The following is a 15,210-nucleotide window of genomic DNA, read 5'->3' on the forward strand; positions in this document are numbered from 1 at the left end:
GTGGACGAATGCCTGCTACTGAAGGTTTAACCGCTGTTCAGTTGGATCAACCGCAAGGCGGTGTTTCTTCGCTTGATATGGCGTCGTTGCTGCTTTGCGCCTATGAGTTAGGTGACTGTATTAATCAATCGGCTGAGGTAGCCGAGTATTTATATTGGAAGACGGCTGTTAGTGAGGACGAAGAAGTTAAGCAAATGTCCAAACGGTTCGATAAAGCCAAGGAGTTATTCGAAGAATGTCAACGCTTCGGAAGGTTTCATCCTGATTACAACTCTGCGAAAGACAAAGTGAAGCAAATCGAAAGAGAGCTTGGCGAAGTCGAGAGCGTTCGACGCTTTAAATCTGCAGAACAAGTCGTAGATGAGATGCTGTATGACGTATCCCGTACGATTGCAGAGTCTGTATCAGAAAACATTAAAGTACCGGGCAACGAAAAAGCCGGCGGAGGAAGCTGTGGAAGCGGCGGATCATGCAGCTGCGGAAGCGGCGGCTGTAGTTAGTAAGATCAAGGTTATGTTCACGAAGAAGGTTTGCTATGCAAACCTAGGATTATGCTTGTGAAGTAGGTTTGCTATGCAAACCTAGGATTATGCTTACGAAGTAGGTTTGCTACGCAAACCTTGTAGGAGGGAAGAAATGCTGCCGGAACGAACGGGTTATATCATATGGGTTAGTGATTTGAAAGCGGCACGGTCACTGGAGAGATTCGGGACGGTTCACTATATGTCGCGCAAGATGCATTATGTAGTTATGTATATGAATGCGGAACGCTCAGAGGATGCGGTTAGACAAATGGGGAAGCTTCCCTATGTTCGCAAAATTGAACGCTCCTATCGTAATGAAATCAAGACAGAATATAGCAAAGACAGTGAAGATAAAACAAGATTTTATAGCTTGTAATAAAATGCTATCCATGCCATTAGGCTGGGTAGCTTTTTTATTTTAATTGGTGAAAATAAACAGTATAGCTCTAATGCAACAATTGAAAAGAAAGGAAAATGGAATTAGAAATGTTTCATTTTGATATAATTAATTTGTCAAGTTATGTTTTTGTATAGCTTTTTTCTATTGGTTCCAGCTAAAAAAACGCTTATCTGCAGCTAAAATATGCGGATAAGCGTATTTTTTATATAAAATTATCCAATAAATTAACATTTATGGACCTACTTTAATTTTTTGTTGTAAAAACGGACAATCATGGTAAAATGATAATAATAAATGGTAAAAAAGACCTGGTTCCTAAGAGGGGGTTAGTGACAATTGAAGGATAGATTGACGAGAAGATGGAACACATATGAGTCGTTTTATATCGATCTAGGTGATAAGAAGGTTGCTGATATCGTTATTACGAACCATGCCAAAAGTCGCTGGTTGGATCGGGTCGAAAGTAAGAAAACAGGATTTGAGGATATTGCAGACTTTCTGTGGGAATGTTTAAAGAAAGGCCGCGTAGTGTCTTATTATCGCAATGAACAGGATGTTTATTTAATTGATGATGATCTTGTATTTGTCGCTGAATTTTCCACATCCGAAACGGAGACGGATATTTTAGGCAACCCTCTACATAAGATGATTATTGTCACTTTCCTTGGTCGTATGTCGGAAACGATGGAGCTTAGGGACCTAAAGTCCTATTATTCATGGCTGCGTCATTCGCGAAGAATGACTTTAGTAAAGAGCAGCAGAAAACGTAAATAAGGTATGATCATATAAAATGTAAAAATAAAGCATGCGATTCCGAAAGGTTCGTATGCTTTTTTTGTTCAGCAGTACGCCTCTGTAGAAGGTTTGTAGTATAATACAAAAAGAAGAAAGGATGATTTTTCGATGGCACTCAATTTTCATCAGCTGCACATTTTTTATACGGTTGCGGAACGAGGAAGTTTCTCCGCAGCGGCGCAAGCTTTACATATGACACAGCCGGCCGTTACGATGCAGGTGCAGTCACTTGAGGATTACTTTGGGACTAAGCTGCTGCAGCGATCAACAAAGCGAATTGATTTGACTGAAGCGGGGCGAGCGCTTATGCCTTACGCTCAGCGCAGTATTGATCTAATAAGAGATACAGACCAAGCGATGTCCGCTTTCACGAAACAGCTGAAAGGCAGACTTCAACTGGGGTCAAGCTTGACGATAGGTGAATATATTTTACCGCGCTTACTAGGTCCTTTTGGACAAGAGTATCCGCATATTACAATAAGCATGAAGGTTATGAACACTTCACAAATAATGGAAGATATATTGAATCATCAGCTGAATTTCGGATTAATTGAAGCCCCTGTTAATCATCCTGATATGCATATGGAGGCAGTCATGAGTGATGAGCTTAGACTTATCGTCTCAAAGGATCATCCGCTGGGAGATCGAAGCTCCGTTACGCTTGAAGAAGTGATGGAATATCCGTTTGTCTTGCGTGAGCAAGGCTCAGGAACAAGACTGGTGATGGAAGAACAGCTGAGGAACAAAAATATTGATCCTGCATCCATGAAAATTGTGATGGAGCTGGGCAGCACTGGAGCTGTCAAATCAGCGGTAGAAGCTGGTCTTGGTATTTCCTTTGTATCCTCTTCGTCAGTGAAGCATGAGGTTGCCCTAGACTTAATCCGTATGATAAAAATATCCGATGCTAAATTCCAACGTCAATTTTATTCCATTTATTTGAAATCGGCGTTATTACCCATTTCTGCTGTAACGTTTCTATCCTTTTTGAGAGAGAGGGATTTGCAGCAATGGCTCTAAAGCATGGACTAGTCGATTTACATACGCATACGACTGCTTCCGACGGCATGCAGCCTCCCGCAGAGAATGTTCGTTTGGCGAAGGCTGCTGGACTCTCTGCAATTGCTATTACCGATCATGATACCGTTGCGGGCGTTGCGGAAGCTATGCTTGAAGGTGAACGCTTGGACATAACGGTAGTACCCGGCGTGGAGGTAAGCACCGTTGCTGATGGACATGATATTCATATTCTTGGTTACTATACGGATAATGACGATGAGAAGTGGCTGAGCCGGCTCGCTAGCTTGCGCGATACTCGTGATCGTCGAAATGATTTAATCGTGGACAAGCTGCGTCAGCTGGGTATTGCAATTAATATGGATGAGGTTGTCTCGGTTGCACATGAAAGGAACAATGTAGATTCGTTGCAAGCTTCAGCAATCAGTATTGGTCGACCGCATATAGCGGAAGTTCTCCTTCGCAAAGGAATTGTTTCTAGTATGAAGGAAGCTTTTGACCGCTATTTAGCTACTGGGGCGGCTGCTTATGTCAATCCCCCGAGGGTTCATCCCTTTGATGCTATTGATTGGATTCGTGAAGCCGGCGGTACAAGCGTCATAGCGCATCCAGGTTTGTATGCTAATGACACCCTCGTTGAAGAGATAATTCGCTATGGTGCACAAGGTATTGAGGTCTATCATTCCGATCACGAAGCAAATGATGAACAACGTTATGAGCACATTGCTTCGAAGCATGGTTTGATCGTGACTGGAGGATCGGATTTTCACGGCTCACGTCAGGGGTTGGTTTTTCACGGCGCAGTTGGTAACCGAACGGTAGAAGTTGGCGTGATTCAGCTGCTAAAACCGTCTTGGAGGCGATGAGAATGGCGCAGCGACTCTACACGATAAAAGAAGTGTCGATGCGAACAGAGTTATCTACACAGCTCATTCGCAAATGGGAGGAGCGTTATGAGGCAGTTTTGCCAGAAAGAATGGCAAACGGCTATCGCGGATATACACTGGCTCATATTGAGACGCTGCTCTGGCTGAAGCAGCAAGTAGACGAGGGAGTTCCTATTGGAATGGCTGTGATGGAATGGAAGAGCGGCCGTCAAAATAAAGAAGCAGAAACCGTTCTGCATAATAAAGCAGGCTTGAGCAGCAACGAAAATATGCTTCAAGATTCCAATCCCCCTTACCTTGTAAATATGAATGAACCGATTCAGCAGCTGCTGCATTTTTTTATGTTGCTTGATCTCAGCAATGCACAGCGGTTCTATGAGCAATTGTTTGCTATTCACAACCTAGAGCATTTGTTGCTTAACATTTTAGAACCAACGATGGTAGAGCTCGGAAATCAGTGGGAACGCGGAGAAATATCCGAATATCAGGAGCACTTTGGCAGTCATTTTATCCGAGACAAAACATTATCTATTCTTAGTTTATTTCGTCCAAACGCGGATAGGCCTCTGTTTGTCACGGCTTGCGGTCCAGGAGAACGGCATGAGCTTGGCATATTGTTTTTTGGCTTTTTTGCCCTTCAGGAGGGATTTCGACTCGCTCACTTGGGAATCATGCCCTCTGAAAAAGGGATTTTTGATTGTTTGGAGGATGTACATCCTGTTGCCTTTACGTTCAGCTTCTCCTTGGTGAAGCATTTGGAGGAGGCAAATGATTTTCTTTTAGAGCTAGATCGGCGCATAAAGGCTGGTAATTGGCCCTCGCATGTATTTATAGGCGGGAGAGCTATATGGGAAGATGCTTTGCTTCCTGGAACGGAGCGTGTGTTTTTGGTGTCAGGAGATGCTGAAAGCTCTGTGAAAAAAATAAAATCACGACTTCGTATTCAATAAGAATAGGAAGTCGTGATTTTTTTGTCTGCTTGTAAGCTTATTTCAACTCGCAAGCTAAAGCTTTTATCCGCGCTGTATCCGGCGTTACATACAATGTCTTTTGGTTGTCATAGATGACGAAACCAGGCTTTGCACCGTTTGGTTTGCGAACATGTCTAATCGTCGTGTAGTCGACAGGGATGGAACTGGAATCACGAGCTTGGCTATAGTGTGCGGAAAGCATTGCAGCTTCCTCAAGTGTTGCTTTGCCGAACTCAACACCTCTTATAACCACATGAGAGCCGGGAATATCTTTTGTATGCAGCCATGTGTCAGAGGATGAGGCAAGCTTATTTGTTAGGTATTCATTTTGTGTATTGTTTTTGCCCACATACATCGTTACCCCCTCTGAAGAGGTGTAACAAAGCAAGGTTGGCTTTAATGATTTTTTCTTTTTTGGACCGCGGCGGCCACGTTCCTTCATATATCCTTGCTCCACAAGCTCATCTCGAATCTCTCCGATATCGGCAAGAGAAGCATTATCAAGCTGCTGCAGAAGTCCTTCGAAATAGATAATTTCCGTTGAAGCGATAGCCATTTGTTCGGTGACAACAGACAAGCTGTTCTTATGCTTCGTATACCGACGGAAATAACGCTGTGCATTGTCGGAAGGGCTGAGCTGTGGATCAAGCTCGATTTTGATCATCGCCTGCTCCTCGTCGTAAAAATTCAGAAGCTCAATAGAGGTGTCTCCCCGTGTGATCTGATGCATATAAGCAGTTAACAGTTCACCGAGCACTCTGTATTTTTCTGAATCTTTGGCTTCAACGAGCGTATCCTCCAGCTTCTTAATTTTCGTAACGTTTTTTGCTCTTTCGTTTTGAACAAATCGAATCAGGTCAGCTGCACGCTGCTTTACCGTGTCGCGTTCAGCCTTGTTGCCATAAAAGCCTTCAAGACAGGCACTTACGTCCGGAAAAATGGTTGTATCGCCTTGAATATGAGTAAGCTCTGTTATAGAGAAAAATGATTTTCCGCTTTCTTCCTCTGTTTTGATAACAGGTGTATACCGATCAGCCTTCACGTCATCCATAAAGCTTGAGAAGCTGCTCCACAGCGCCGATAATTCGATTGGTTTTGCGGAAGCTGAATCCACGGTTTCCTCACCGGCTTGTACCCGGTAAACCAGCTCTTTAGCAAGCAGAGGACTGAAGCCGCTTAGTGCTTCAACCATGCGTTTGTGAATGGGTGCAGTTTCATCTGTAGCGCTTAGAACCTCTGTGAATTGCTGCTCCGTAATGATTTCAAACGGATCGACCTTCCCTTGATCAGGCGGTGATATATAGGTGCTCCCTGGCAGTACAATTCTATGACTGCTTATTGCAGGCGTGACATGATGAATGCCGTCATGGATGAGGCCTGTCGAAGGGTCCATCAAAATAATATTACTGTGCCGACCCATGATCTCAATAACGATCGTCTTGTTCGATAAATCGCCAAGCTCATCTCGATGCTTGATCTCAATGTGAATAATACGCTCACGACCGACCTGACGTACGGATTCGATCAGTCCGCCCTCGCAATATTTTCGGAGCAGCATGCAAAACATCGGCGCTATCATAGGATTCACATAGTTGCCTGTGGTCCAGTGCACACGCGGATAAGTGGGATTAGCTGATAGAAGCAGCTTACCCTGTGTGCCGGCGCCTCGAATGCTGAATACAAGCTCATAATCGCTGGGCTGATGAATTTTATGTATACGAGCGCCAACACAGCGCTGCAGGTCTTGCGTGATAGCATGGGTAACGATACCGTCTAATGCCATGGTGCTTGCACCTCTCTTTCAAGTAAGTCTTTCTCTATCATGCCATAGTTGAGACAAAAACTTAAGTCCTTGTTGGGATATTTTATAGGCTGTCCGAATACATTTACCCTATAAAGGCTGTCCTGAGGGCTGGCGTTGTTGCCGCTTGGCTCGGCATATCACGGGAGGGAGTTATACCATGGAACAGTTGAAATGGCATCAAATGGGGACAAGTGAGCTGGTTAACACGTTAGTCAGCTCCCCTGAGCAAGGACTTTCGACGAATATGGCAGCAGATCGCTTGGAGAATAATGGGCGAAATGAATTGACAGAGGGCGTGCGCGTCTCACCGTTCTTATTGTTCCTGAATCAATTTAAAGATTTTATGGTGCTCGTGTTAATGGGTGCAACATTGATTTCAGGCTTGCTGGGTGAATACTTGGACGCGATTACGATAGTGGCCATTATCGTTATTAATGCGGTACTCGGATTCGTTCAAGAATTTCGCGCGGAACGTTCTTTGCGCGCCCTCAAAGAATTATCCGCCCCTTTGGCTAAAGTAATACGAGGCGGTGATTTGCTGACAATTCCCGCTAAGGAGCTTGTTGTTGGGGATGTTGTCTATCTGGAGAGCGGGGACCGCATTCCTGCGGATGTTCGTTTATTACAGGCAAACAGCTGCTATGTAGAGGAATCAGCATTAACGGGTGAATCTGTTCCGGTAGGAAAGCACTCTGAAGCGATTGCTGAGGAAGATTTACCGCTTGGAGATCAACGTAATATTGGCTTCATGGGTACGATGCTTACTCGGGGTACAGCAAGAGGCGTTGTCATACGTACAGGTATGGACACGGAGATGGGGAAAATTGCTGGGCTTATCCAGCAAACGGAGTCGATGGAGACGCCGCTACAGCATCGTCTGGAGCAGCTTGGCAAAATACTAATCGTCGTTGCGGTAGGGTTGACGATCATGGTTGTTGTTGCAGGCATTCTGCATGGTCAACCCCCATATGGCATGTTCTTGGCAGGCGTGAGCTTGGCGGTGGCGGCTATACCGGAAGGGTTGCCAGCTATTGTGACTATTGCACTTGCGCTAGGCGTGCAAAGAATGATCAAGAGGAAAGCGATCGTTCGGAAGCTGCCGTCTGTAGAGACGCTTGGCTGCGCATCTGTTATTTGTTCAGATAAAACAGGCACGCTGACTCAAAATAAAATGACGGTGACACATGTATGGATTGGCGGCAGACAGCTAGAGGTCAGCGGAGAGGGCTATGAGCCTACCGGCTCCATATTTGAAAACGGCAAAGCACTCGATATTAAACATGATCAGCCTATTAAACGGCTGCTGCAAGTAAGTGCTTTATGCAATAATGCGCAGGTAGTGAAGGTAGAGGCAGAGGACACCAAGAAACGCAATAAACGTAAGGAATTGTCGGAAGAGTGGGTGCTGAAGGGCGATCCGACTGAGGGGGCGCTTGCGGTGTTGTCCGCAAAGCTTGGTTCCTCAGCTTCCTCGCTTGAACAGCTTTATAAGCGTGAGAAGGAGTTTCCTTTTGATTCCGAACGAAAAAGAATGTCAGTTGTCGTCTCTCATCAGGGTGGCCGTCTTATTTGTACGAAGGGCGCGCCGGATATGTTGATGGAGCATTGTACTTATGTGCTTTGGGACGGTAAGGTTGTCCCTTTCACCGCTACGCTAAAACGTAAATGCTCGGAAGCGGGCGAGTTGATGGCGCAATCTGCGCTGCGTGTTCTAGGACTTGCTTACCGTGATTTGCGTGCTGGAGATGTGTGTGAATCAGAGGCAGATGCGGAGAATCAGCTCGTATTTGTTGGATTGACAGGTATGATTGATCCGCCTCGCCGTGAAGTGAAGGAAGCAATTGCAACATGCAGAAGAGCAGGTATTAAGACTGTTATGATTACAGGCGACCATCAACTGACAGCAGAAGCGATTGCAGGACAGCTTGGCATTATGCCGCGTGGCGGTATTGCAATGAGCGGCAGACAGCTCGAAGCGATGAGCGATGAACAGCTGGATCGCCTAGTGGATAACATTTACGTTTACGCCCGTGTGTCACCAGAGCATAAATTGCGGATCGTTAAGGCGCTTCAGCGAAATGGGCATGTTGTGGCAATGACTGGTGACGGCGTAAATGATGCTCCAGCCATTAAAGCTTCAGATATAGGTATAGCAATGGGCATTACGGGAACGGATGTATCGAAGGAAGCTTCAGCTCTTGTGCTCAGCGATGACAATTTCTCAACTATTGTTGCAGCAATTGAAGAGGGACGAGGCATTTATGAAAATATTCGTAAATTCATTCGTTACTTATTGGCATCAAATGTGGGTGAAATACTTGTCATGTTCCTGGCAATGATGGCAGGACTCCCCTTGCCGCTCGTACCGATTCAAATTCTATGGGTAAACCTTGTTACGGATGGATTGCCGGCTATGGCGCTTGGCGTCGATCAGGCGGAAAAGGATCTGATGCAGCAGAAGCCTCGTTTTGCCAAAGAGAGCATATTCTCTCGCCGGCTTGGCTGGAAAATTATAAGCAGAGGCATTTTGATCGGGGTCTGTACGCTTGGCGCATTTTGGATTACATTGAACGAAGGACCAAACACTGCGGCTCATCTCATGAAGGCGCAAACGGTTGCGTTCACGACACTTGTCATGGCTCAGCTTATTCATGTTTTTGATTGCAGAAGCTCCCGCTCCATTTTCCATCGCAATCCTTTTCAAAACAAATATTTGGTGCTTGCCGTAATTTCGTCGCTGCTGCTCATGATTGGGGTAGTGTATATCGAAGCATTACAGCCGGTTTTCAAAACCGTTCCGCTTAACTTCCGTGAATGGTGTCTCGTCTTTGTTGCAGCGGGAATTCCTACTTTCTTAATGGGGATTGGCAGCGTGCTTGGAACATCGAAGAAAAAGAAGACAAATCCAAAGTGGCCGATCAAACCGCAAACAGCTGCAAGATAGCGGAAAAATGCAAATGTTGATACAAATTATGAATAGCCATTCTCCTTGCTTTACGATATGCTAATAGGATTAAATAATCGTTTTATCATACCGGTAGATACGGCAAGGAGAGGGCAAAAAAAATGAATTTTACAAAAATGAATGGATTGGGAAATGACTTTATTGTAATATCAGGTGAGCAACAACTTCCGGCTAATGTGGATGAATTAGCAATTTCCCTTTGCAACCGTTTTTTTGGAATCGGCGCAGATGGACTAGTCTATATTTTGCCTTCCGAAATCGCAGATTTCCGCATGCGAATTATTAACTCCGACGGCTCAGAAGCAGAGCAATGCGGTAACGCCATTCGCTGCGTAGCGAAATATGTATATGATAATGGATTGACCGATAAAGAAGAAATTACGATTGAAACGCTTGGAGCAGGCGCTCAAAAGGTACAATTGACCATTCAAGAGGGAACGGTTACTTCTGTCCGTGTGGATATGGGCGAGCCTATATTGAATGGTTTGCAAGTTCCTACGACGATTGATGCAGCGCGTGTTATTGAGCATCCGATTGAAGTAGATGGTCGAGAATTCCGTTTTACTGCCGTTTCGATGGGCAATCCTCATTGCGTTATTTACGTGGATGATGCAGCTGGATTCGATTTGGAGAAGTGGGGACCTAAGCTGGAGACACATCCATTATTTCCTCGTAAAATAAATGTAGAATTTGTAACGGTCAAATCTCGTACTCATACCGATATGCGAGTATGGGAACGCGGCGCTGGACCAACCCTTGCATGCGGAACGGGAGCATGTGCAACTGTCGTTGCTTCTGTCCTCACTGAGGCTACTGACCGCATAGCAACCGTTTCCCTCAAGGGCGGAGATTTGCTTATTGAATGGAATGAAACCGATAATCACGTATACATGTCTGGACCAGCTGCGGTATCTTTCCGCGGCAGTCTATAAGAGAATTGTAAGATGGGTGGAATGAAAATTATGAAACCGGATTTGAGAGAAGCGCTTCAGCAGCGTATCTTGACCGGGGACGGCGCGATGGGAACCTATCTTTATCAGATGGGCTTCCCTGTCGGCGTTTCTTACGAAGAATTCAATACGATTCGTCCTCATGTAATCGAGAACATTCATCGTCGCTATTATGAAGCGGGTGCTCGCGTTATTGAGACGAATACGTTCTCAGCTAATTTCGAGAAGCTCTCGAAATACGGCATAGAAAGTGAAATGGAAGCGATTAACCGTGCTGGCGTTCGTGTTGCCCGGTCTGCTATTGGGGCGGATGCCTACGTCGTTGGTGCCGTTGGTTCCATTCGCGACGGAAAACTAAAAAATCTTCGAACAGCAAAGGTCAGCGACGCCTACGAGCGTCAAATGAATGCGCTGCTTGAAGAAGGGGTGGACGGGCTATTGCTCGAAACCTTCTATGATTTGGATGAGATGCTGCTGGCTCTTCGCATTGCAAGAGCTGCTTCGGACGTCCCTGTTATTTGTCAGTTTGCAGTAGAGGATGTTGGCCGTACACAAGCCGGGAATGGAATGAAGGCCGCATTCGATCAGCTCCAAGAAGCGGGTGCTGACGTTGTTGGCTTCAACTGTCGAAGCGGTCCTAATGGTATTTTGCGAGCGGTTGATTCTATTACAGGTCCGATTGATTTACCTCTATCGGTGTACCCTAATGCTGGTATTCCAGATTATATAGATGGAAAATATACGTATTCTACAGGTCCTCAGTATTTTGCGGAAATGGCGCGACGCTTCGCAGATCGCGGCGCTCGAATAATCGGCGGTTGTTGCGGAACGACACCGGAGCATGTTGCGGCGATGGCTGCAGCGCTTGACGGTTATGTTCCACAGGCTGTTCAACTGGGAGCAGCTGAAGCACCTCAGGAAATCATTGACGTTAAGCCTGCTGTATCGATCACGGAGCCAGAGCAAAAAACAGAGCGCGAGCCTTCCATTATCGATCTTGTTCAGAAGCGGCATACTGTTATTGTTGAGCTGGATCCGCCTCGTGATCTTGATATTCGGAAGTTTATGGACGGAGCAGCGGCGCTCAAAGAGGCGAAAGCAGACGCGGTAACGATGGCGGACAACTCGCTTGCGGTTACGCGTATGAGCAATATAGCGCTGGCAGCGCTTGTACAGGAAAGAGTAGGCATTCGTCCGCTTGTCCATATTGCATGCCGTGACCGTAACCTAATTGGAACACAGTCGCACATGATGGGACTTGATGCGCTGGATATTGATCATGTGCTCGCTGTAACAGGAGACCCTGCAAGATTTGGTGATTTGCCAGACTCCAGCTCTGTTTACGATTTAACATCATTTGAAATGATTCGCATGATTAAGCAGTTGAACGAAGGAACGGCTTTCTCGGGCAAACCGCTTAAGCAAAAAGCAAAGTTTGTTGTTGGAGCGGCATTTAATCCAAATGTTAAGCACTTAGACAAGGCTGTTCAACGTCTTGAGCGCAAAATATCATCAGGCGCAGATTACATTATGACCCAGCCTGTTTATGATCCAAGCTTAATTGAACGAATTGCAGAATCGACAAAGCATTTGTCTGTGCCGGTATTTATTGGCATCATGCCGCTGGCTAGCGGTCGCAATGCCGAATATTTGCATAATGAAGTGCCTGGTATACAGCTTTCTGATGAGGTTCGGCAAAGAATGGCTGGACTCGAAGGTGAAGCGGGCCGAGCAGAAGGCGTACAAATTGCGAAGGAACTGCTCGATGCAGCGATGCCGCATTTTAATGGAATCTATTTGATTACACCATTCATGTTCTACGATATGGGCGTACAGCTTACAAAATATGTGTGGCAAAAAAACAGGGCTAATGTAAACGAATAGGTTAGAATGATGGCAAAAAACCGACTTTTTTGCTTGTTTTCGCATTTATGCTTGTTCGTTTGCCTAAAATCAATTAAAATAAGTCAAGACTATCTTGTCATGCTGTTCTTGCATGTCGGGGACTTGCAATCTAAGTTTGGCAATGATACATGCTGAATCTTGCTTTTTCAGGTATGCACAGCACTGATTATGTCTACACTAGTGCAGTAGCTCTGTCTTTTTTTGGCAAGATACCGAACTTGTCGCATTTCATTTATTTCAATAATAAAAGATGCATGAGCTACACTTTTATAATGGGCTTATTTATTACCTTAATCGGGAGTCGAACCGCCAGAGGACGGCGCTAGCTGTTACACCTGTAAAAATGGATTCATCACAACAGTTGCACAAGGAATTACCGCAGGCGGAGGAGGAACCAGGCTTGGCTATCAAACTTATTAATATCGGTTTTGGTAATATTGTTTCAGCTAATCGCATTATTTCAATTGTAAGCCCAGAATCAGCTCCGATAAAACGGATCATTCAAGAAGCGCGCGACAGACACATGTTGATTGATGCAACGTATGGCCGGCGCACGCGTGCGGTTATTATAACAGATAGTGATCACGTCATTTTGTCGGCTGTTCAGCCGGAGACGGTTGCACACCGTCTATCTACCAAGGATGACGATAACGACGAATAGTACAGGGAGCATTATGGATAAGGGATTGTTAATTGTATTGTCTGGACCCTCAGGGGTTGGGAAGGGAACGGTTTGTTCCGTTCTTCGGAATAAGATGTCGGATCTCATTTACTCCGTATCGGCTACGACTAGAGCGCCGCGCGAGGGTGAGATTGATGGCGTGAATTATTTTTTCAAGAGCAGAGAGCAATTCCAAGAAATGATCGAGAGAGACGCATTATTGGAGCATGCTGAATATGTTAGTAATTATTACGGTACTCCGCGTGACTTTGTCGAGCGTACTTTGGCAAGCGGCAAAGATGTTATTTTGGAGATTGAGGTGCAAGGTGCGCTCAAGGTGAAGCAAAAGTTCCCTGAAGGCATATTTGTATTTTTGCTGCCTCCTTCTTTGGATGAGCTAAAACAAAGAATTACCGGACGCGGTACGGAGTCGCTTGATTCCATTAATAACCGCATGTCCGTTGCTGTAGAAGAAATGAATTTGCTCGGTCATTATGACTATGCGGTATTGAATGATGAAATAGATAGTGCATGTGATCGTATTCGCAGCATTATCATTGCAGAGCATTGCCGCAGAGAAAGATATTTGCCTTATGTTTCGGGCATGGTGGCCGCAATCGAGAAAGCATGAGTGAGGAGAATGAACGATGTTATATCCGTCCATTGACGAAATGGTGAAAAAGGTTGACAGTAAGTACACGCTTGTCGTAGCAGCTTCAAGACGTGCGCGTATGCTCCGTAACGGAGACAAGTCTGAGCTCAAAAACCCGCGCTCCCGTAAGTATGTAGGTGTGGCGCTGGAAGAAATCTATGGCGGAATCCTTCAAGTTGAGAACCTCGCTACAAAGGAAGATTAATACTTCTTCAAGAATCAAAAATGAATTCGGAGTGCCTACAGCGATGTAGGTTGCTCCGTTTTTTATTTTGAGGAGGGTGATTGGTCTTGGATGCGATTGATTCATCTAAAATGTCGAGTAAGCTAGGCAGTATCGTTGATGATCTGAGAATGCTTCGAAAAGAGATTAAAGAAAGTAAACATATTATTGATAAACATTATTGATTTTAAGTAAAATTAATGACTGCACGTATTGTAAGTACATAATGAACGTTATCTATTTTTGAGAAGGAAGTTGGAAGACATGATGATCACTCTTGATAAATATCCTGCATTGTCGAATGGGATTGTGTGGGGACCAGTTGAAAACTGTTTCACTTTAGACTATGAAGTTGACGAAGCATCCGTGAGTAATATAAGCATCATTCCTACCGTGGGGGATCAATATGTCGTCATGAAAATAGATAACGGCAAATGGGAGCTGGTAGGCGGAACGCTTGAGCCGAAGGAGCATCATATGGATGCGCTCGTTCGAGAGGTGAAGGAAGAGCTGGGAGCTGAGCTGGTTTCATATACGCTTTTTGGCTGCTTTAAATGTCATTCCTTTGCCGATGTGCCATACAGGCCTCATATCCCTCATCCGAACTTTGTTAGGCTTGTAGGATATGGAGAGGTTAATCTTGTTGGTGAGCCCTCTAATCCTCCTGATGGCGAGCAGGTGATTGCTGTAGAGATCGTAGATCTTGATGAGGCTGTAAGGAGATTTGAGGAAATTGGTCGTTTTGACATCGCTGAGCTCTATAAGCTGGCGCATTTCATGAAAAATATAGGACTTAAATGATGCGTTGAAATGTTGAAGACTGGTTAGATTTTGAAGCTGCATATGGTATGATAGTGAGAGTGGTTGAAGTTGCAAGGACGAATGAACAGGAGGGAACGGAATGGACAAATTACGTTATCCAATTGGAAGGTTCTCGTTTGAGGGAATGACCGTAAAGCATCGTGAGCAGTGGATTGCAGATATGGAAAGCTTACCCTCGCAGCTCGCGGCTGCACTTGCAGATTTAGATGAAAATCAACTAGATACTTCATATCGAAGCGGTGGATGGACGGTTCGTCAGGTTGTTCATCATATCGCAGATGCTTCCATGAACAGCTTCTCGCGCTTCAAGTTAGCGCTAACGGAACCAAATCCTACAATAAAGCCATTCAAAGAAGAACGTTGGGCAGAAACGGCTGATAGTCTGAATGCTCCTGTTCATGCCAGTGTCTCAATTATTGAGGGCATTTATGCGAGATGGGTACTGCTGCTTCGCTCCATGGAAGCTGCCGATTTCGAGAAAATGTTCTATCATCCAGAGAAGGGCAGTCAGATTGGGTTAGCCCATTTTCTTGGATTTGTATCATGGCATGGAAGACATCATGTTGCTCAAATTAAGAGCTTAAGGGAACGGAAAGACTGGTAACAGAAGTCATGCTGTTAGATGCAATCGACT

Annotated in this window: 15 protein-coding genes; 14 read left to right on the top strand and 1 reads right to left on the bottom strand. The window is 45.1% G+C overall.

Annotated features, from left to right (window positions below):
• Window positions 1-8 precede the first annotated feature (8 nt).
• From AC0YOD_RS02525 to AC0YOD_RS02550, 6 genes are all read left to right on the top strand, one after another.
• Window positions 9-500, top strand: a complete 492-nt coding sequence (locus AC0YOD_RS02525; protein ID WP_475797670.1) for a YlbF/YmcA family competence regulator — start codon at window positions 9-11, stop codon at window positions 498-500.
• A gap of 136 nt (window positions 501-636) precedes the next feature.
• Window positions 637-900 carry a YlbG family protein gene (locus tag AC0YOD_RS02530; RefSeq protein WP_475797671.1) on the top strand — a complete coding sequence of 88 codons (264 nt, stop codon included), beginning with the start codon at window positions 637-639 and terminating at the stop codon, window positions 898-900.
• 360 nt (window positions 901-1,260) lie between these two features.
• Window positions 1,261-1,698, top strand: a complete 438-nt coding sequence (locus AC0YOD_RS02535; protein WP_475797672.1) for a hypothetical protein — start codon at window positions 1,261-1,263, stop codon at window positions 1,696-1,698.
• 129 nt (window positions 1,699-1,827) lie between these two features.
• Window positions 1,828-2,739, top strand: coding sequence for a selenium metabolism-associated LysR family transcriptional regulator (locus tag AC0YOD_RS02540; protein ID WP_475797673.1), 912 nt, complete (start codon window positions 1,828-1,830; stop codon window positions 2,737-2,739).
• The gene (locus AC0YOD_RS02545; RefSeq protein ID WP_475797674.1) at window positions 2,730-3,602 is read left to right on the top strand and encodes a PHP domain-containing protein; all 873 of its coding nucleotides are present in this window, start codon (window positions 2,730-2,732) and stop codon (window positions 3,600-3,602) included. Before AC0YOD_RS02540 ends, AC0YOD_RS02545 begins: the two co-directional genes overlap by 10 nt.
• A gap of 2 nt (window positions 3,603-3,604) precedes the next feature.
• Entirely contained in the window at window positions 3,605-4,573 is a 969-nt protein-coding gene (locus AC0YOD_RS02550) for a MerR family transcriptional regulator (RefSeq protein WP_475797675.1), read from the top strand.
• A gap of 37 nt (window positions 4,574-4,610) precedes the next feature.
• On the opposite strand, the gene AC0YOD_RS02555 is transcribed toward AC0YOD_RS02550, so the two are convergent.
• Window positions 4,611-6,377: an Rqc2 family fibronectin-binding protein gene (locus tag AC0YOD_RS02555; protein ID WP_475797676.1), complete on the bottom strand. Its 1,767-nt coding sequence runs from the start codon at window positions 6,375-6,377 to the stop codon at window positions 4,611-4,613.
• Between the two features lie 178 nt (window positions 6,378-6,555).
• Here AC0YOD_RS02555 and AC0YOD_RS02560 point away from each other — a divergent pair, with 178 nt between their 5' ends.
• The 8 genes from AC0YOD_RS02560 to AC0YOD_RS02595 all read left to right on the top strand — a co-directional run bounded on the left by AC0YOD_RS02560 (window position 6,556) and on the right by AC0YOD_RS02595 (window position 15,180).
• On the top strand, window positions 6,556-9,342 hold the full coding sequence (locus AC0YOD_RS02560) for a calcium-translocating P-type ATPase, SERCA-type (RefSeq protein WP_475797677.1): 2,787 nt from the start codon (window positions 6,556-6,558) through the stop codon (window positions 9,340-9,342).
• Window positions 9,343-9,464: 122 nt separating this feature from the next.
• Window positions 9,465-10,295 (top strand): diaminopimelate epimerase, encoded by an 831-nt coding sequence (gene dapF, locus AC0YOD_RS02565; protein ID WP_475797678.1) that lies wholly within the window; start codon window positions 9,465-9,467, stop codon window positions 10,293-10,295.
• Between the two features lie 30 nt (window positions 10,296-10,325).
• On the top strand, window positions 10,326-12,197 hold the full coding sequence (locus AC0YOD_RS02570; protein WP_475797679.1) for a bifunctional homocysteine S-methyltransferase/methylenetetrahydrofolate reductase: 1,872 nt from the start codon (window positions 10,326-10,328) through the stop codon (window positions 12,195-12,197).
• Between the two features lie 421 nt (window positions 12,198-12,618).
• Window positions 12,619-12,879, top strand: a complete 261-nt coding sequence (gene remA, locus AC0YOD_RS02575) for an extracellular matrix/biofilm regulator RemA (protein WP_005548256.1) — start codon at window positions 12,619-12,621, stop codon at window positions 12,877-12,879.
• Window positions 12,880-12,892: 13 nt separating this feature from the next.
• A complete protein-coding gene (gene gmk, locus AC0YOD_RS02580; protein WP_475798344.1) occupies window positions 12,893-13,510 on the top strand; it encodes a guanylate kinase in 618 nt (205 codons plus the stop codon).
• Between the two features lie 16 nt (window positions 13,511-13,526).
• Window positions 13,527-13,736 carry a DNA-directed RNA polymerase subunit omega gene (rpoZ, locus tag AC0YOD_RS02585; RefSeq protein ID WP_102712332.1) on the top strand — a complete coding sequence of 70 codons (210 nt, stop codon included), beginning with the start codon at window positions 13,527-13,529 and terminating at the stop codon, window positions 13,734-13,736.
• 282 nt (window positions 13,737-14,018) lie between these two features.
• The gene (locus tag AC0YOD_RS02590) at window positions 14,019-14,555 is read left to right on the top strand and encodes an NUDIX hydrolase (RefSeq protein ID WP_475797680.1); all 537 of its coding nucleotides are present in this window, start codon (window positions 14,019-14,021) and stop codon (window positions 14,553-14,555) included.
• A 100-nt stretch (window positions 14,556-14,655) separates the two neighbouring features.
• The gene (locus tag AC0YOD_RS02595; protein WP_475797681.1) at window positions 14,656-15,180 is read left to right on the top strand and encodes a YfiT family bacillithiol transferase; all 525 of its coding nucleotides are present in this window, start codon (window positions 14,656-14,658) and stop codon (window positions 15,178-15,180) included.
• Window positions 15,181-15,210: the final 30 nt, after the last annotated feature.

Source organism: Paenibacillus sp. J31P13, from assembly GCF_056269295.1.

Coding starts and splice junctions, on each gene's coding strand:
- AC0YOD_RS02525 (WP_475797670.1), top strand. CDS start 9: ATGCCTGCTACTGAAGGTTTAACCGCTGTTCAGTTGGATCAACCGCAA.
- AC0YOD_RS02530 (WP_475797671.1), top strand. CDS start 637: ATGCTGCCGGAACGAACGGGTTATATCATATGGGTTAGTGATTTGAAA.
- AC0YOD_RS02540 (WP_475797673.1), top strand. CDS start 1,828: ATGGCACTCAATTTTCATCAGCTGCACATTTTTTATACGGTTGCGGAA.
- AC0YOD_RS02545 (WP_475797674.1), top strand. CDS start 2,730: ATGGCTCTAAAGCATGGACTAGTCGATTTACATACGCATACGACTGCT.
- AC0YOD_RS02550 (WP_475797675.1), top strand. CDS start 3,605: ATGGCGCAGCGACTCTACACGATAAAAGAAGTGTCGATGCGAACAGAG.
- AC0YOD_RS02555 (WP_475797676.1), bottom strand. CDS start 6,377: ATGGCATTAGACGGTATCGTTACCCATGCTATCACGCAAGACCTGCAG.
- AC0YOD_RS02560 (WP_475797677.1), top strand. CDS start 6,556: ATGGAACAGTTGAAATGGCATCAAATGGGGACAAGTGAGCTGGTTAAC.
- dapF (WP_475797678.1), top strand. CDS start 9,465: ATGAATTTTACAAAAATGAATGGATTGGGAAATGACTTTATTGTAATA.
- AC0YOD_RS02570 (WP_475797679.1), top strand. CDS start 10,326: ATGAAACCGGATTTGAGAGAAGCGCTTCAGCAGCGTATCTTGACCGGG.
- gmk (WP_475798344.1), top strand. CDS start 12,893: ATGGATAAGGGATTGTTAATTGTATTGTCTGGACCCTCAGGGGTTGGG.
- rpoZ (WP_102712332.1), top strand. CDS start 13,527: ATGTTATATCCGTCCATTGACGAAATGGTGAAAAAGGTTGACAGTAAG.
- AC0YOD_RS02590 (WP_475797680.1), top strand. CDS start 14,019: ATGATGATCACTCTTGATAAATATCCTGCATTGTCGAATGGGATTGTG.
- AC0YOD_RS02595 (WP_475797681.1), top strand. CDS start 14,656: ATGGACAAATTACGTTATCCAATTGGAAGGTTCTCGTTTGAGGGAATG.